This window comes from Rhodococcus sp. JS3073 (assembly GCF_026810085.1).
Classification (GTDB): domain Bacteria; phylum Actinomycetota; class Actinomycetes; order Mycobacteriales; family Mycobacteriaceae; genus Rhodococcus_F; species Rhodococcus_F wratislaviensis.
The window spans coordinates 6160541-6177057 of the sequence record NZ_CP113951.1 but is presented as its reverse complement, the minus strand read 5'-3'; the positions used below and the strand labels follow the sequence as shown (position 1 = coordinate 6177057).

At 68.7% G+C, this 16517-nt stretch carries 16 protein-coding genes; 13 read left to right on the top strand and 3 right to left on the bottom strand.

Annotated elements, in window-relative coordinates:
* Positions 1 to 259: 259 nt before the first annotated feature.
* From OYT95_RS27900 to OYT95_RS27875, 6 genes are all read left to right on the top strand, one after another.
* The gene (locus OYT95_RS27900) at positions 260 to 715 is read left to right on the top strand and encodes an SRPBCC family protein (RefSeq protein WP_112300894.1); all 456 of its coding nucleotides are present in this window, start codon (positions 260 to 262) and stop codon (positions 713 to 715) included.
* A gap of 34 nt (positions 716 to 749) precedes the next feature.
* The gene (locus OYT95_RS27895; protein WP_128641522.1) at positions 750 to 1274 is read left to right on the top strand and encodes a hypothetical protein; all 525 of its coding nucleotides are present in this window, start codon (positions 750 to 752) and stop codon (positions 1272 to 1274) included.
* On the top strand, positions 1249 to 2286 hold the full coding sequence (locus OYT95_RS27890) for a DNA polymerase III subunit beta family protein (protein ID WP_268789680.1): 1038 nt from the start codon (positions 1249 to 1251) through the stop codon (positions 2284 to 2286). Before OYT95_RS27895 ends, OYT95_RS27890 begins: the two co-directional genes overlap by 26 nt.
* A gap of 62 nt (positions 2287 to 2348) precedes the next feature.
* Complete coding sequence (locus tag OYT95_RS27885) at positions 2349 to 3062, top strand: phosphatidylserine decarboxylase (protein WP_037240659.1); 714 nt, start codon at positions 2349 to 2351, stop codon at positions 3060 to 3062.
* Positions 3059 to 3922 carry a CDP-diacylglycerol--serine O-phosphatidyltransferase gene (pssA, locus tag OYT95_RS27880; RefSeq protein ID WP_037240657.1) on the top strand — a complete coding sequence of 288 codons (864 nt, stop codon included), beginning with the start codon at positions 3059 to 3061 and terminating at the stop codon, positions 3920 to 3922. The genes OYT95_RS27885 and pssA overlap by 4 nt, the downstream gene beginning before the upstream one ends.
* A gap of 27 nt (positions 3923 to 3949) precedes the next feature.
* Positions 3950 to 6133 (top strand): AAA family ATPase, encoded by a 2184-nt coding sequence (locus tag OYT95_RS27875; protein WP_037240654.1) that lies wholly within the window; start codon positions 3950 to 3952, stop codon positions 6131 to 6133.
* 39 nt (positions 6134 to 6172) lie between these two features.
* On the opposite strand, the gene OYT95_RS27870 is transcribed toward OYT95_RS27875, so the two are convergent.
* Positions 6173 to 6925, bottom strand: a complete 753-nt coding sequence (locus OYT95_RS27870) for an isocitrate lyase/PEP mutase family protein (protein WP_037240651.1) — start codon at positions 6923 to 6925, stop codon at positions 6173 to 6175.
* A gap of 112 nt (positions 6926 to 7037) precedes the next feature.
* Between OYT95_RS27870 and OYT95_RS27865 the strand changes: the two genes are divergently transcribed.
* Complete coding sequence (locus OYT95_RS27865) at positions 7038 to 8378, top strand: hypothetical protein (protein ID WP_268789679.1); 1341 nt, start codon at positions 7038 to 7040, stop codon at positions 8376 to 8378.
* Here OYT95_RS27865 and OYT95_RS27860 read toward each other — a convergent pair.
* Positions 8375 to 8791 carry an NUDIX hydrolase gene (locus OYT95_RS27860; protein ID WP_005264381.1) on the bottom strand — a complete coding sequence of 139 codons (417 nt, stop codon included), beginning with the start codon at positions 8789 to 8791 and terminating at the stop codon, positions 8375 to 8377. The two genes, OYT95_RS27865 and OYT95_RS27860, sit on opposite strands and share 4 nt — an antisense overlap.
* Positions 8792 to 8987: 196 nt before the next feature.
* On the opposite strand from OYT95_RS27860, the gene OYT95_RS27855 reads away from it, so the two are divergent.
* Genes OYT95_RS27855 through mnhG form a run of 6 tightly spaced genes read left to right on the top strand, consistent with a single transcriptional unit; the run spans position 8988 to position 15165 of the window.
* The gene (locus tag OYT95_RS27855) at positions 8988 to 11822 is read left to right on the top strand and encodes a Na+/H+ antiporter subunit A (RefSeq protein WP_112300900.1); all 2835 of its coding nucleotides are present in this window, start codon (positions 8988 to 8990) and stop codon (positions 11820 to 11822) included.
* Positions 11819 to 12385, top strand: coding sequence for a Na(+)/H(+) antiporter subunit C (locus OYT95_RS27850; RefSeq protein ID WP_037240643.1), 567 nt, complete (start codon positions 11819 to 11821; stop codon positions 12383 to 12385). Before OYT95_RS27855 ends, OYT95_RS27850 begins: the two co-directional genes overlap by 4 nt.
* The gene (locus OYT95_RS27845) at positions 12382 to 14004 is read left to right on the top strand and encodes a Na+/H+ antiporter subunit D (RefSeq protein WP_268789678.1); all 1623 of its coding nucleotides are present in this window, start codon (positions 12382 to 12384) and stop codon (positions 14002 to 14004) included. The genes OYT95_RS27850 and OYT95_RS27845 overlap by 4 nt, the downstream gene beginning before the upstream one ends.
* Positions 14001 to 14573 (top strand): Na+/H+ antiporter subunit E, encoded by a 573-nt coding sequence (locus tag OYT95_RS27840; protein ID WP_268789677.1) that lies wholly within the window; start codon positions 14001 to 14003, stop codon positions 14571 to 14573. The genes OYT95_RS27845 and OYT95_RS27840 overlap by 4 nt, the downstream gene beginning before the upstream one ends.
* On the top strand, positions 14570 to 14830 hold the full coding sequence (locus tag OYT95_RS27835) for a monovalent cation/H+ antiporter complex subunit F (RefSeq protein WP_268789676.1): 261 nt from the start codon (positions 14570 to 14572) through the stop codon (positions 14828 to 14830). The genes OYT95_RS27840 and OYT95_RS27835 overlap by 4 nt, the downstream gene beginning before the upstream one ends.
* Positions 14827 to 15165: a monovalent cation/H(+) antiporter subunit G gene (mnhG, locus tag OYT95_RS27830; RefSeq protein ID WP_037240636.1), complete on the top strand. Its 339-nt coding sequence runs from the start codon at positions 14827 to 14829 to the stop codon at positions 15163 to 15165. The genes OYT95_RS27835 and mnhG overlap by 4 nt, the downstream gene beginning before the upstream one ends.
* On the opposite strand, the gene OYT95_RS27825 is transcribed toward mnhG, so the two are convergent.
* Positions 15134 to 16417: a phosphatase PAP2 family protein gene (locus OYT95_RS27825; RefSeq protein ID WP_128641515.1), complete on the bottom strand. Its 1284-nt coding sequence runs from the start codon at positions 16415 to 16417 to the stop codon at positions 15134 to 15136. The genes mnhG and OYT95_RS27825 overlap by 32 nt on opposite strands.
* Positions 16418 to 16517: the final 100 nt, after the last annotated feature.

The window sequence follows — 16517 nt, the reverse complement described above, 5'->3', positions numbered from 1 at the left end:
TACCGATCACTTCCGAACACCGACTCGACAACTTTCCATTTGCGCCATTGCATCGGCGACATTTCGTCGCGCTCTTGACTCATCGCCCATCGTGCCCCTTTGGTTACACGGTTTCGATGAGGCGCGCGGAAGTGCTGGAAAACTGCGGTCGGGACGAGAATTCAGTGACCTACCGCACACGGCTCCGGCGCGAGCGCCTACCATGACGGAAAAGTAATTGTTACCTTACGTACCACCTTCCCCTGACTGGAGACAGCCGATGGCAAACACCCTCGAAGCAAGCATCGACATCGACGCGACCCCGCAAGACGTGTGGGCCGTCGTGTCGGATCTGAAGCGGATGGGCGAATGGAGCCCCCAGTGCCGCACGATGCGCGTCCTCGGTGGCGTCGTCGAAGAGGGCACCAAGACCGTCAACATCAACCGCAAGGGCCTCCTCGTGTGGCCGACCACGTCGAAGGTCGTGAAGTTCCAGCCGAACAAGGCCATCGCGTTCCGGATCCTCGAGAACCGCACCATCTGGTCGTACGAACTCGAGCCGACGGCAGGCGGAACCAAGGTCACCGAGCGCCGCGAAGCCCCGACCGGAACGTCGAAGGTGTCGCAGTTCCTGGTCAAGACCGTCCTCGGCGGCAACGAGGACTTCGAGGTCGACCTCGTGAACGGCATGAACACCACCCTCGCCCGCATCAAGTCGGCGGCTGAGCGCACGTAGTCCGGTTGACCCTCGACCTGGTCGAGGCCCCAGCGTGGTCCGCATGGACACATCGGACGCCGTCATGGCGAGGATCGCGCAGGGGCAGGAACTGGCAGTAGCGGGAGACCGGGAGGGCGCCCGACGCATCTTCGAGAAGGTGTGGGACGCCCTCGCGGGTTCCGGCGAGGACACAGCGGACCCGTTGCACGTCGTCACGCTGGCCCACTACATGGCTGACGTCCAGACGGACCCCGCCGAGGAGCTGCGCTGGGATCTGCGGGCCCTCGCCGCCGCCGACTCGCTGACCGACGAGCGAGCTCAGGAACACCACTCCTCGCTGCAGGTCGCGGGGTTCTACCCGTCACTGCATCTCAACGTGGCGGCCTCTCATCACGCACTCGGCCAGTCGTCCGAGGCACGTCATCATCTCGATCGGGCCGCGCAGAGCTGCGAACATCTCGCCGAGGACGGATACGGACGGATGATCCGCGGGGCGGTCGAGCGCCTGCGCGCAGAACTCGGCGCCGCGACTGTCGGACCGTGGGGGCAGAGTGAGTGCCGTGCTCAGCATCGGTGAACTCGCCCGGGCGTCCGGTCTGTCGGTCAGCGCGCTGCGGTTCTACGACAAGGCCGGGGTGGTCACCCCGCACGCGGTCGACCCGCGCACGGGCTATCGCTGGTACGCCGACCGGCACGTGGACGCGGCGATCCTCGTCGCCGCGATGCGCCGGGTGGGTATGCCGGTGAAGGAAATGGCGGCCGTACTGAGGGGGACGGACGCCCACGGACTCCTCGACCGGCATCTCGGCCGGCTCGAGAAGGGGCTGGACGACGCTCGACGCGAACTGGCGAGGATTCACGGACTGCTCGACGCGCGGACGGCACGGGAGTGCACGGCCGTCCTCCGCACCACCGACCTCCTCACCGCGTTCGGCGCGGTGCGGTTCGCCGCCGACGCCGACTCGGAGTTCCCGGTGTTGCGCGGCTGCCTCCTGGAGACGGACCACGGCGTGCTTCGGCTCGTCACCACCGACCGCTACCGGCTGGCGGTCGGCACGGTGACCGTTCTCGAACCACCGGACGAGCCGATCTCCGCCGTCGTCCCGTGCACGTTCCTGGACGACGCGGCCGGTCTGCTGGGACGCCACGACACGGTGACCGTCGTCGTCGGCTCCGACAGCATCACCCTCCGCTGCGGCGCCGAACAGCTCAGCACCCGCCTCGTCGAGGGCGCGTTCCCCGACCATCGCAGCCTGTCGCCGCGCGACCCGGGAATCGAGCACACCTTCTCCTCGGCGGACCTGCGTGCACTTCTCGCGGACGCAGGCGACCGGGTGGTTCTCGGCGTTCTCGAGTCCGGCGAGATCGTCGTCGGCAGCCCGGGGACGGATCAGCCCGTGCGCTTCCATGTGCAGGTGAGCGCCGGTTTTCTCCTCGAAGCCGTCGACGCGCTGCCGGGTGAGCAGCTGACGTTCCAGGTGGGCGGACCCATCACGCCGCTCGCCATCCGGCCACGATCCGTTCACACATCGGACCCCGCGAGTGCGTACTCTCTCCTGATGCCGTTGCAGCCGGTAGCGCTCACGTAATCTGTGAGTGCGGCGCGATGGCGCGCAGGCAGCACGTCCGTCCGACACAGTTAGAGGAGCCCGTGGCACGCAAGCCCACACCCCCCGGAACCCCGCAATCCACGAGCGTCGGCCACATCGTCGACCTCGTCCGCGGAGCAGTTCCGCCCCTGCATCCGGCCGGGCTGCCCTTCGTCCTCGCACCACTCGGTGTGGCCGTCCTCGGCCGCAAGCGCAAGTGGGTCCGGCGTGGAGCGCTGACCTCCGCCGCGGCCTGCGCCGCGTTCTTCCGGCATCCGCACCGCGTTCCGCCGAACCGTGTCGGCGTCGTCGTCGCACCGGCCGACGGCGAGGTCGCACTCGTCGACTCCGCGGTCCCGCCGTCCGAACTCGACATGGGAACCGAGCCGCTCCCCCGGGTCAGCATCTTCCTGTCCGTGCTCGACGTGCACGTCCAGCGCAGTCCTGTCGGTGGTGAGGTCACGAAGGTCGTCCACCGGCCGGGCCAGTTCCTCTCCGCCGATCTCGCCGACGCCAGCGAGGTCAACGAACGCAACAGCATGCTGCTGCACACCCAGGGAGGCCACGACGTCGCCGTCGTGCAGATCGCCGGTCTGCTCGCCCGCCGGATCGTCTGCGACGCCAAGGTCGGCGACACCCTCCCGATCGGTGACACGTACGGCCTGATCCGGTTCGGCTCCCGCGTCGACACGTACTTCCCGGCGGGCACCACGTTGCTCGCCGAGCGTGGCCAGCGGACGATCGGCGCCGAGACCGTCATCGCTCAACTGCCGTGATCGCCAACGCCAAGCAGCAGAGGCGGGGACGACCCCAGCAGGCGGTTCGGCTCCTGCCGAGCGTGGTCACGATCCTCGCCCTGTGCGCGGGGCTGTCCGCCGTCAAGTTCGCGCTCGACGGCGACCTGGGGACGGCGCTGGCGATGATCGGCGCCGCCGCGGTGCTCGACTCGCTCGACGGCCGCATCGCGCGCCTCCTCGACGCCACCAGCAAGATGGGCGCCGAACTGGACTCGCTCGCCGATTCCATCTCGTTCGGTGTCGCACCGGCCCTCGTCCTCTACGTCACACTGCTGGACGGGCAGAGTTTCGGCTGGATCATCGCGCTGATCTATGCGGTGAGCATCGTGCTGCGGCTGGCACGGTTCAACACGCTCCTCGACGAGGACGACGCGCCGGGCTACACCAACGAGTACTTCACCGGGGTGCCTGCGCCGGCGGGTGCGCTGATCGCACTGACCCCGCTGGCCGCCGCCGCGCAGTGGGGTGACGGCTGGTGGTCGTCGTATCCCGTCGTCGTGGCGTGGACCGTGATCTCCGCGGCGCTGATCGTCAGCCGGATTCCCACACTGGCGCTGAAGACGGTGTCCGTGCCCCCGCGGATGGCGGCCGGTCTACTCGTCCTCGTGGCGCTCGCGGCGGCGGCCCTGGTCACCTACCCGTACATCCTGCTGATCGCGCTCGTGGCCGTGTACCTCGTGCACATTCCGTTCGCGGTCCATTCCAAGCGGTGGGTGGCCGCACGCCCCGAGACGTGGGACATCAAGCCGTCCGAGCGGCGGGCCATCCGGCGTCAGCCCGACGCCCGCGGCAGGCGATCCGCCGCACGGCTCGGACTGCGTCGTCCCCGGGCCCGATAGTTCGCTCCCGCACGTAGGCTCGACGGCGTGACCTCACCGGAACTCGCGCTCACAGTCCGACTGAACACCTCGGCCGCCGACGCCCGGCGCGGCGTGGTCCGGCTGCATCCGGAAGCCCTGGCCGCGCTCGGCGTCCGCGAGTGGGACGCGATCGCCCTCGTCGGCGCGCGCCGCACCGCCGCGGTGGCGGGTCGCGCGCCGACCGGAACCCCCACCGGGACTGCACTCCTCGACGACGTGACCCTGTCCAACGCCGGGTTGTCCGAGAACAGCACGGTCGTCGTGACACCGGTGACGGTGTACGGCGGGAAGACGGTGACGGTCAGCGGCTCGAATCTGGCCGTCAACTCCGTCTCCGACGTCACCCTGCGTCACGCCCTGCTCGGCAAGGTCCTCACGGTCGGCGACACGGTGTCGCTGCTCCCCCGCGATCTGGGCCCCGGAACCAGCACCGCCCCCGCGACACAGGCACTGTCCCGGACGTTCGGTGTCGCCTGGACGTCCGAGTTGCTCACCGTCACCGGGGTCGACCCGGCCGGTGGTCCGGTGAGCGTGCAGCCCAACACCGCGGTCGGGTGGGGTGAGGGTGTGCGCGCGACGGTGTCCGCGGCTCCGCCCCGGTTGCCCGCGCCGCCGGTACCGCCCGCCGAGGAGGTTCCCCCGGTCCCCGTCGAGGACCTGGTCGGTGCCCACACCCAGGCAGCCAAACTCACCGAGTGGCTCGGACTGGCACTCGACGAACCCGAACTGCTCCGCAAACTGGGGGCCTCACCCCATCTGGGCGTCCTGGTGACCGGGCCCGCCGGTGTCGGGAAGGCGACGCTGGCCCGTTCGGTGCTCGCCTCCCGTCGGGTGGTCGAACTCGACGGGCCGAGTGCAGGCGCGCTGGAAGCGGACTCGCGGCTACAGCGGGTCACCGCGGCGGTCGACGCGATCCGCAGCGGCGGCGTCCTGCTGATCACCGACATCGACGCCCTGCTGCCTGCCACCCCGGAGCCCGTGTCGGCGCTGATCGTCGAACAGCTCCGCCGCGCAGTCGACACCGTCGGCGTCGCGTTCGTGGCGACGTCGGCGCACCCGGAGTCGGTCGACGCACGGTTGCGCGGGCAGGACCTGTGCGACCGCGAACTCACCCTGACCCTGCCCGACGGCTCCACCCGCCGGGCGCTGCTGGAACTGCTTCTGCGGAAAGTCCCCACCGACGGGATCGCCCTCGACGCGATCGCGGCCCGCACACCGGGGTTCGTCGTCGCCGACCTCGCCGCGCTGTGCCGGGAAGCGGCCCTGCGTGCCGCCTCGCGCGCGACCAGGAAACCCGTCGACCCGGCGCTCACACAGGACGACCTGCTCGGCGCGCTCGACGTCATCCGCCCCCTGTCGCGGTCGGGCAGCGAGGAACTCGCGATCGGCAGCGTCACCCTCGACGACGTCGGGGACATGGTGGAGACCAAGCAGGCGCTGACCGAGGCGGTCCTGTGGCCGTTGCAGCATCCGGATTCGTTCGCCCGGCTGGGTGTCGATCCGCCGCGCGGAGTGCTGCTCTACGGTCCCCCCGGTTGCGGCAAAACCTATCTCGTTCGGGCGCTGGCAAGTTCGGGGCATCTGAGTGTGCACGCCGTCAAGGGCGCCGAACTGATGGACAAGTGGGTGGGCGCGTCCGAGAAGGCGGTCCGCGAACTGTTCCAGCGGGCACGGGATTCGGCTCCGTCGCTGATCTTCCTCGACGAGGTGGACGCCCTCGCTCCGCGGCGCGGTCAGAGCTCCGACTCCGGGGTATCCGATCGGGTGGTGGCCTCGCTGCTCACCGAACTCGACGGCGTCGAACCGCTGCGTGACGTGGTCGTCGTCGGCGCCACCAACCGGCCCGACCTCATCGACCCGGCGTTGCTGCGCCCCGGCCGGCTGGAGCGGCTGGTATTCGTGCCGCCACCGGACGGTGATGCCCGACGCGCGATCCTGCGAACGTCCGGGAAATCGGTGCCCCTCGCCGACGACGTCGACCTCGACGCCCTGGCCGACGACCTCGACGGCTACTCGGCCGCCGACTGTTCGGCGCTGCTGAGGGAAGCCGCGCTGGCCGCCATGCGCCGGAACATCGACGCCGCCGACGTCACCGCGGCCGACGTCGCCGAGGCACGCGAAAAGGTGCGCCCCTCACTCGATCCCGAGCAAGTGGCGCACCTGAAGTCCTATGCGCTGTCGCGCCCGTGAGTACTTGTTAACCGCCCGCGGTTAACAAGTACTCACGGGTCAGGACCAGCGGCCGAGGAGCGTGGCCGCGTGTGCGGCGAGGGCGGCCTGGAAGAACGGGCCGAAGCTCACCCGCGCGACGCCGAGCGGGCCGAAGCTCGCCGGATCGTCCTGATCGGGCAGACCGATGGCGTTGACGGGCAGCGGGAGCTCCGACGTGAGCCGCTTCTGGGTGGCGTCGTCGTGACGACCCACGGGGTACAGCACATCGGCTCCGGCCTCGGCAGCGAGCTTCAGCCGAGCGATCGCGCGATCGACACGGTCGGATTCGTCACCCACCTGCTTCACGAACAGGTCGGTGCGCGCATTCACGACCACGTGGATCCCGGCAGCATCGGCCGCCTGCCGCAATCCTCCGACGAAGTCGGCGTGCTCCTGCGGTTCACGGAGACGCCCACCCTCGCTGTGAACCGTGTCCTCGATGTTCAGGCCGACTGCTCCCGCGCCGATCAGACCCTCGATCAGACGGGCTGGCTCGAGCCCGTAGCCCGATTCGATGTCGACCGACAGCGGCAGATCCACCGCTGCGGTGATCTGGGAGATGCGGTGCAGCAGTTCGTCGAACGTGATCCCCTCGTTGTCGGGCTTGCCGATCGAGTCGGAGACCGGGTGGCTTCCGACCGTCAGCGCCTGAAACCCAGCGGACACAGCCAGATTCGCGGACCACGCATCCCACACGGTGGGCAGGATGACGGGGTTGCCGGGCTGGTGTAGCCCCAGCAGGGTGGTGGCCTTCTCGTTGATCGACGTCATAGGTGGGCTCCTCGCCTCGGTTGTATTCGATCGGAGTCGTTCTCGGGCACGCCTTCGGTGCCAACGCCGGGTTCGCCATTTCCATTCCTACCCGCTCGAGTACCGTGAGCGAATGGACTTCCGGGAACCTCTGTCGGCCGCGGCTGCTCTCGCGTCCGGTGCACTGGCCGGTTTCGTTCTCACCAATCCCCGCAACCGGGCCTGGACGATCAATGCTTCCGACCGGGAGATCGATCGGTGGCTCAGCAGCCAGCCGACGGGTGTGGTGGTGGCTCTCGTTCTCGCCGTCATCGCGGTGGCCGGGCTGCAACGGTCCGGCTCCAGGCGGGTGTCGTGGCTCCTGGCGGCGGCCTGCGCGCTCGCCCTGATCGGCGCGCGCTGGGCGGTGCCGCACGCCGGCGGGGTCGACACGCTGATCGCCCTGCACTTCGCCAAGACCGCGACTGCCGGGTTCCTGCTGGGTGCGGCGGTCGCCGCGGTGTGGGGTCGCTGGGTTTCGCAGCTGGCGCTGACTCTCGGTGTCGCGAGCGCGTTCCTCCTCGCGAGTGTGCAGCGACTGCCGCGCGGCGACACCGCGTACGTCGAACCCGCGAGTATGAGCACCTCCGCGATCGGCGAACCCCCGCAGTGGATGCTGATCGCGGTTCTCGTGCTCGCGCTCGCGTCGGCGGTGGTGGCACGGTCGCAGTTCCGGGTGCAGCGTCCCGACCGGAAGACCCTGCTGACCGCGCTGGTCGGCGCCCTGGCTCTCGCCCTGCTCAACCGGTTGCTCGGGGCGTGGATCGACGATCAGGAATTCGGCGAACCCCTGACGGTCTGGCTGATCGTCGCATTCTCACTGGCCGTGATTCTCACGGTCACGGTGCTGATCGCACGCCGGTTCCCGGGGATCGACGGACGCTTTCTGCTCGCCTCGACCGGTGTCACCGCCGCCGCCGTGCTCGTCCTCGACGATCTCCGCACCCCGCGGGTGACGACGCCCGCGCCGGCGTTGCTGGCGGTCGGCGTCATCACTCTGGTCGCGGGAATCGCGATAGCGGTCAGGGTCCCACCGAAGTGGCGGCGCCCGCAGTGGGGACTCTGCCTGGCCGCCGTCGTTCCGCTCCTCGCCGCCGTCTGGCCCGACTTCGGCGACGACGGCGTCGCACTGTTGATCCGGCTGGCCGTGCTGGGTTGCGGCGCGGGTTTCGCGCTCGCCGCCGCTCTGCCGGGGTCGGCGCCCGTCGCGGTACTCGGTTTCGCGTTGCCGTTCGCGTCGCTGGTGTTCGTGGCGGCGACCACGGTTCCCCGTAGCCGGGTGGTCTACTCGGGTGCGAGCACCGAACACCGCCTGCCGTCGTCGCCTGCCTCGACCGCCGCGTCCGACCACCTCGTCGGCTTCGTGATGCTGCTCGTCGTCGCGTTCTGCGTGTACTCGGTACACGAGCGGCGCAGCACAGCGGAGGTCACCTAGTCGAGGAGGCCGAGCGACTGCAGCCTGCGGAACACGAGCATCGAGCCGGGCGCGACGTCGGGCATGGCCGCGTATTCGTCGACGGTGAAGTACCGGAGTTCGGCGATCTCGCTCGTCGGCCGCGGCTCGGCGCTCAGTTCGGCGAGGAAGCAGGTCATGTGCAGGTCGGTACCCTCGGGATGTCCGTACGCGGGCGCCTCGAAGACCCCCAGATGTTCGAGCGTCCCGTCGACGATTCCGGCGTCGAGTTCCTCCCGGATCTCGCGGTGCAGAGCCTGTTCGGCGTTCTCGCCCGGATCGATCTTCCCGCCGGCCATGTAGAACGCGGTCTTCCCCACCGATCGGGTCTGAAGGAGTTTCCGGTCGCGGATGTGGGCGAGCGCGGCGGTTCGGATCTCGGCAGGCACCGTCACAAGATAGAACAGTCAGGCCGGCCGCCCATAACACAATGCGCCCCATTAGTCCGATTTGCCGCGATTGTGAGTCCGAATAACCGACCCAGTAGGATGTACCCCGTAGCCCAGTTCGCTAGCTAAGCGAACGGTCTACACGACTCGGTTCGTTTCGTTCCGACACCCCGCCGCCCGCTGACCCCCGACGGAGTGCCTTTTGCTTGCTGTTCTGCTCGCCCATGCCGTTGCCGCCGTTCTGGCTCCGCTTGTGGTGCGCAAGTTCGGCCGCAACGGTTTCTACCCTCTCTCCCTCGTCCCGCTGGCGTCACTCGGATGGGTGATCGCGAACTGGGGCACCGAACAGACCCTGTCCATCGTGTGGGCTCCGGGCCTGTCGATGGACCTCGACTTCTGGTTCGATCCGCTCGCCGCGATCATGTCGGTGCTCGTGCTGGGTATCGGCACGCTGATCCTGGTCTACTGCGCGCGCTACTTCACCGACGACGAACCCCGGCTCGGCATCTTCGCCGCCGAGATGGTGGCCTTCGCCGGGGCCATGTTCGGCCTCGTCGCCAGCGACAACATGTTGCTGCTGTACATATTCTGGGAACTGACGACGGTCCTGTCGTTCCTGCTGGTCGGGCATTACGCCGAACGCGCGTCGAGTCGCCGGGCCGCGACGCAGGCACTGCTCGTCACCACCGCGGGTGGTCTGGCCATGCTGGTCGGCATCATCATCCTCGGCCAGGTGAGTGGCACGTACAACCTGTCCGAACTGATCGAGATCGCACCTCGCGGCTGGCTCGCCGGCGTCGCCGTCGTGCTGGTCCTCATCGGTGCCCTGTCGAAATCCGCGATCGTCCCACTGCACTTCTGGCTGCCCGGAGCGATGGCCGCCCCGACCCCGGTCAGCGGTTATCTGCACGCCGCGGCCATGGTGAAGGCCGGCATCTACCTCGTGGCCAGACTGTCGCCCGGGTTCGCCGATTCGGCGCCCTGGCGGTTCACGATCATCACGCTCGGCCTGCTGACGATGGTCCTCGCCGGGTGGCGGGCGATGCGCGCCTTCGACCTCAAACTGGTGCTCGCGTTCGGCACCGTCAGCCAGCTCGGTTTCATGATGGTGCTCGTCGGCCTCGGCACCCGCGACGCCGCGCTCGCCGGCATGACGATGGTTGTCGCGCACGCGATGTTCAAGGCCGCGCTGTTCATGGTGGTCGGCATCATCGACCACACGACGGGCACCCGCGACATCCGCAAACTCGCGCACCTCGGTGACCGCGCACCCGCGCTCACGGTCGTCGCCGCGCTGGCCGCGGCGAGCATGGCCGGGCTTCCCCCGTTCCTCGGGTTCGTCGGCAAGGAAGCCGCATTCGACTCCCTGCTGAGCACGACGGTCCTCGCCGACCCGGCGCGGATCGTCACCGTCGGCGTCGTGGTGCTCGGTTCGATCCTGACGCTCGCCTACAGCGTGCGGTTCATGTGGGGCGCCTTCGGTCGCAAGCGGCTCGCGCGGCCGAGCCCGGCCGTGCAGGGCATGCACGCACCCGGACCGTTGTTCCTCGCCGCGCCCGCCGTGCTCTCGGTACTGAGCCTGGCGGCGGGACTCGTGGCGCCGCAGCTCGAGAAGCTCCTGACGCCGTACTCGCAGACCCTGCCCGCCGAGGGTGTCTCCGACTATCACCTCGCACTGTGGCACGGCGTGAACACCGCCCTGCTGCTCACCCTGCTGGTGTTCGCTGTCGGCACCGCGCTCTTCGTGGCGCAGCGCTGGGTCAACCGGTTGCGGTTCGAGCATCCGCCGCTCGGCAACGCCGACCGCATCTACGACGCGACGCTGCGCGGCATGGACGCCCTGTCGATGCGGCTGACCGGCGCCACCCAGCGCGGTTCGCTCCCGCTGACGCAGGCGACCATCCTCGGCACCCTGGTGGTGGTGCCGCTGGTGCTGCTCGTCGTCGGCACGAATACGGGCGCCGACGTCCGGTTGTGGGATTCGCCGGTGCAGTTCGTGATCGGGCTGATGATGGTCGCGGCCGCGCTTGCCGCGACGGTGATGCGCAACCGTCTGGCCAGCGTGATCCTCGTCGGTCTCAGCGGCTACGGCTGTGGTGTGCTGTTCGCCCTCCACGGAGCCCCCGACCTCGCGCTCACCCAGTTCCTGGTGGAGACGCTGACCCTCGTCATCTTCGTCCTCGTGTTCCGGAAGCTGCCCGCCGAGGTGGACGAGCGCAGGGCCATCGGCTTCAAGATTCCGCGGGCACTGCTGGCGGTCGCGGTCGGTGCCACCATCACCACGATCGGCGCGTACGCCATCAATGCGCGGAACTCGGTGCCGATCTACGAGCGACTCCCCGACGCGGCGTACTACCTCGGCAACGGCAAGAACGTCGTCAACGTCCTGCTCGTCGACATCCGTGCCTGGGACACGCTCGGTGAGATCTCGGTGCTGCTGGTGGCGGCCACGGGTGTCGCGAGCCTGGTGTTCCGCAACCGTCGCTTCGGCAGCGCACCCCGGGTGTCCGACGCTCCCGCGGTCACGGCCGATTCGTCGGCGTCGCATTCCGAGACCACGTGGCTGCTCGGCGGCGAGCTCATCGATCCGAAACACCGGTCACTGGTCCTCGAGGTGACGACCCGGCTGATCTTCCCCACCATCATGGTGTTGTCGGTCTACTTCTTCTTCGCCGGTCACAACGCGCCCGGTGGCGGGTTCGCCGGCGGCCTCACGGCCGGTCTCGCGCTGGTCCTGCGGTACCTGGCGGGCGGACGGTACGAACTCGGCGAAACCGTCCCGATCGACGCGGGCAAGATCCTGGGCCTCGGACTCACGCTTGCCGCGGGCACCGCGCTGGCGTCGCTGTTCCTCGGCGCCCCGGCGCTGTCCTCCGCGGTGTTCGAGGTGACGCTGCCGCTGGTCGGCCACGTCAAGATGGTCACCGCCCTGTTCTTCGACCTGGGTGTGTATCTCATCGTGGTCGGGCTCGTACTCGACGTGCTCCGCAGTCTCGGGGCGCGTCTCGACGCACAGATCGAGGTGAACCAGCGATGAGCGCGAACATCGGATTTCTCGTCATCATCGGCGTCCTGGTGTCGGCCGGCGTCTACCTGCTCATCGAACGCAGCATCACCCGCATGCTGCTGGGACTGCTGCTGTTCGGCAACGGCATCAACCTCCTGATCCTCACGTCCGGCGGTACGGACGGCAATCCGCCCATCGTCGGCCGCGAGTCCATCCACGAGTCGATGGCCGACCCGCTGGCTCAGGCGATGATTCTGACGGCGATCGTCATCACGATGGGCATCGCCGGCTTCGTGCTGGCGCTCGCGTACCGGTCGTTCAAGATCACCACGCAGGACGCCGTCGAGAACGACCCCGAGGACACCAAGGTCCTGCGGCGCCGGTCGCCCGCCGAGGCCCCCGACCGCGACCGCTCCGACGACCCGGTCACCGGCGAGCCGAGTTTCAGCGGCGACGCATTCGACAAGGACGGAAACCCCATTCCCCTGGAAGAGCTGAAGAACCTCGAAGACCTCGAATGCTACGAAGACCTGCACGAGGGTGACTTCGACGACGAGGACTCCGACAAGGCCGGGATCGGGGAGAAGTCGTGACCATATCCCCGCACATCATCACGGCCCTCGCGCCGCTGCCGGTCCTCGTGCCGATGCTCGCCGCCGCGGCCACGCTGGTGCTCGGCCGGCGTCCGCGAGCTCAGCGGATCATCACGCTCGTCGCGTTGATCGGCGTTCTCGTCGTGTCGGGACTACTGCTGTACCTGGCCGACCGCGACGGGACGACGGCCATTCAGGTGGGTGGCTGGGATTCGCCGATCGGCATCACGCTGGTAGTCGACCGGCTGTCGGCGATGATGCTGGTGGTCTCGTCGATCGTGCTGCTCGCCGTCATGGCCTACGCCGTGGGTCAGGGTATCCGCGACGGCAGTGAGGACCAGCCCGTCTCGATCTTCCTGCCGACGTATCTGGCGCTGACGGCGGGCATCTCCAACGCATTCCTCGCGGGCGACCTGTTCAATCTGTACGTCGGCTTCGAGGTGCTCCTCGCCGCCAGCTTCGTGCTGCTGACGCTCGGTGCGAGCGCCGACCGTGTCCGTGCCGGTGTGTCGTACGTGATGGTGTCGATGGTGTCGTCGCTGATCTTCCTTGCGGGCATCGCATTCGCCTACGCGGCCACCGGAACCCTCAACCTCGCCGACATGGCCACCCGCCTCGACGGCATCCCGTCCGGCACGCGCACGGCCATCTTCGGTGTGCTGCTCGTGGCGTTCGGTATCAAGGCGGCGGTGTTCCCGCTGTCGACGTGGCTGCCCGACTCCTACCCCACCGCGCCCGCACCGGTCACCGCCGTGTTCGCCGGCCTGCTCACCAAGGTGGGTGTGTACGCGATCATCCGCGCGCACACGCTGCTCTTCCCGGAGGGCGAACTCGACAACGTGCTGATGGTGTGCGGCCTCCTGACGATGCTCGTCGGCATCCTCGGTGCGATCGCGCAGAGCGACATCAAACGTCTGCTGTCCTTCACGCTGGTCAGCCACATCGGGTACATGGTGTTCGGTGTCGCGCTGTCGACGCAGTCGGGGCTCTCGGGTGCCATCTACTACGTGGCCCACCACATTCTGGTGCAGACCACGCTGTTCCTGGTGGTCGGTCTGATCGAACGCCAGGCCGGGTCGTCGTCGTTGCGACGTCTCGGCGGGCTCGCCGCGGCGAGCCCCGTCCTGGCCGTCGTGTTCCTCGTCCCGGCCCTCAACCTCGGTGGCATTCCCCCGTTCTCCGGGTTCATCGGCAAGGTCGCGCTGCTGCAGGCCGGCTCGGCCGACGCGAGCGTGCTGGCGTGGATCCTCGTCGCAGGCGGAACCCTCACCAGCCTCCTCACGCTGTACGTCGTCGCACGCGTCTGGACCAAGGCGTTCTGGCGGGCCCGCGCCGACGCCCCCGAGGGTGATCTCGCGGACGTCAGCCCGTCGGCGCTGCTCGACGAGTCCGAGGCCGACATCTCGTTCGACGACCGCGCCGACGTGGGCCGTATCCCCGCGATGATGCTCGTCCCCACCGTCGCCCTCGTCGCCGTGGGGCTGGCGATGACGGTGTTCGCCGGCCAGATCATCCAGATCAGCGATCGCGCGGCGAGCGACCTGCAGAACCGGTCCATCTACATCGACGCCGTCCTCGGCGGGCATCCCGGCGGCGAAGCGCAGGAGGCACCGCGATGAAACGCGAGAGACTTCTCCAGTTCGGCGCGCTGCTGTGGCTGATGGCGGTGTGGATCCTGTTGTGGGGCAACGTCAGCTGGGGCAACATCCTCGGTGGGCTCGCCGTCGGCGCGCTCATCATGGTGCTCATGCCGCTGCCGCGGGTGCCCGTGGAGGGCCGGGTGCACGTCCTGCCGCTGCTCCGGCTGGCCGTGATGTTCGTGTACTACTCGCTCCAGTCGAGCCTCCAGATCGCGTGGCTCGCGCTCCGGCCCGGCCCGCCGCCCGTCACCGGGGTCCTGCGCTACCAGCTGGGGATCAAGTCGGACCTCGTCCTGACCCTGTGCATCGACGTCCTGAACCTCATTCCGGGCACCATGGTCCTCGAGATCGACCAGGTCCGGCGGATCGTCTACGTGCACGTCCTGGACATGGGCTCGCAGAAGGCGGTCAGCCAGTTCTACCGCACGGTCGCGCAATTGGAACGGCTGTTCATCGAGGCGTTCGAACGCGACTCCGACTGGAAACCGAGCCCCTGGCACAACCGCGACCTGCACTACGAAGACCCCACCCAGGAGGGCAGCTCATGACGGTCGTCTCGGTCATATCCGGAATCATCCTGGTCATCGCCGGGGTCCTGACGACGTTCCGGCTGCTCGACGGACCCAACTCGCTGGACCGTCTCGTCGCCCTCGACACCCTGATCGCGCTCGCGATGTGCGGGCTCGCCGTGTGGGCCGCGTACACCGGCGACACGACGATCGTGCCCGCCATCGTCGCGCTGTCGTTGGTGGGATTCATCGGCTCGGTGTCGGTGGCCCGGTTCCGGGTGAGTGACAAGTCGTGACCACCGCGCTGAACGTCATCGGGGCCACGCTCATGCTGTGCGGCTCGCTGCTCGCACTGACGGCCGCCATCGCCATCGTCCGGTTCCCGGACACCCTGCGCCGCATGCACGCCGCCACCAAACCGCAGGTGGTCGGTCTCATCATGGTTCTCGCAGGCGCCGTCCTCGAACTGCGCGGCAACGTCGACATCTGGATGCTGATCCTCGTCGGCATCTTCACCCTGTTCACCGCGCCCGTCATCGCGCACAGCGTCGGCCGGGTGGCGTACCGCGAGCAGCGAGATCAGGACGGGCTGTTGATGATCAACGAGTTGGAGCCGCCAGAACGTCGGTGACTGCCGCCTTCGCGCCGCTGCCCCACCGCGCGAGTGCGGTGTCGGGCCGGGCGAAGAACGTCGCGTAGAACCCGAGGCTGATCGCGGCGAGGGCGCCGAGCACGAGCGGTCCGGACACCTCGGGGAATCGGCCCATCGGCACCGCGAGGTAGCGGTAGCTGAGCAGCAGTCCGGCGAGCACCAGCGCGCCGCCTCCGACGAGGCGGACCCGGAACCAGCCCCACCCCCGCTCGGGGTCGCGCAACGCGGATTCGATGGTCAGGCACAGGACGGCTCCGGCGACCAGGTCGACGCCGTAGTGGTAGCCGAATCCGAGGGTCGCCGTCAGCGTGCACACCAGCCAGAACGTGCCGCCGAGGCGCAGCCACCAGGCACCCTGCCGGGAGTGGATGAACAGGGCGAGGGCCCACGCCGTGTGCAGGCTCGGCATGCAGTTGCGGGGGGTCACCGAATCGAACGACATCGGTTCGGGTGCGAAGTCGGGTGTCGGGACGAGGTTGGGCCAGTAGTCGCTGACCTGGAACCCCTGGCCTTCGGTGCCGAACGCGAAGATCGGACCGACCACCGGGAACAGCACGTAGAACACGGGACCGACGAGACCGATCAGCAGGAACGTGCGCACCAGGTAGTGCGACGGCCAGCCGTTCCGCAGTTGGTAGACGGCCACCGCGATGGCCGCGACCGGCAGTTCGATGTAGACCCAGTGGAGGATGCCGTACCCGACGGGACCGAGAGCGTCGACGAACTGCCCCAGGTGCCACGACGGGCTGCCCAGCGCATGATCGGCCAGTTGGGCGTACTCGTCGAGCACCATCGGCCCGGCCATGATCGTGACCTGCAGCCAGGCGTCGCCGAATTTGGTCGCGAGTATCAGCAGCGCACCGAGACCGACGCCTTGGAGGGCGCTGCGCCGCTGGTCGCCGGTCCAGCGGACCGCCGCGTACACGCCCACCGCCGTGAGTACCCAGGTCGCGCCGTTTCCGACGGTCAGCGGGCCGCCCGACAGGTAGCGTGCCGCAGCGACCACGACGTCGATGCCTGCTGCGGCGGAGAGTGCGACGACGCGCTGGCGATTGGTGAGCCCGACCATCGCGAGCGCGAGGCCGGCCCACGGGACGGACGCCGACTTGGGGGTCAGGACGTAGTCGTGGAACAAGCTTTCGAGGGGGCCCTGGAAACCCTGGGTGGACGCAACCACTTGGACCACCACCAGCAGGATCGCCACACCGAGCGCCCCGCTCGCGACGAACATGCGGTAACGATCGACGGGCCCACCCGGCCGCATAACGGCAACATCGTCGATCGACACCCGCCAAGTGTAAACAACACGTGAACGGGAAGTGGACGAGTGT

Bases quoted from the DNA above. Each gene is read 5' to 3' on its own strand.
- OYT95_RS27850 (WP_037240643.1), top strand. From the start codon at position 11,819: ATGAGCGCGAACATCGGATTTCTCGTCATCATCGGCGTCCTGGTGTCG.
- OYT95_RS27900 (WP_112300894.1), top strand. From the start codon at position 260: ATGGCAAACACCCTCGAAGCAAGCATCGACATCGACGCGACCCCGCAA.
- OYT95_RS27870 (WP_037240651.1), bottom strand. From the start codon at position 6,925: ATGACGTCGATCAACGAGAAGGCCACCACCCTGCTGGGGCTACACCAG.
- OYT95_RS27865 (WP_268789679.1), top strand. From the start codon at position 7,038: ATGGACTTCCGGGAACCTCTGTCGGCCGCGGCTGCTCTCGCGTCCGGT.
- OYT95_RS27825 (WP_128641515.1), bottom strand. From the start codon at position 16,417: ATGTTCGTCGCGAGCGGGGCGCTCGGTGTGGCGATCCTGCTGGTGGTG.
- OYT95_RS27840 (WP_268789677.1), top strand. From the start codon at position 14,001: ATGAAACGCGAGAGACTTCTCCAGTTCGGCGCGCTGCTGTGGCTGATG.
- OYT95_RS27835 (WP_268789676.1), top strand. From the start codon at position 14,570: ATGACGGTCGTCTCGGTCATATCCGGAATCATCCTGGTCATCGCCGGG.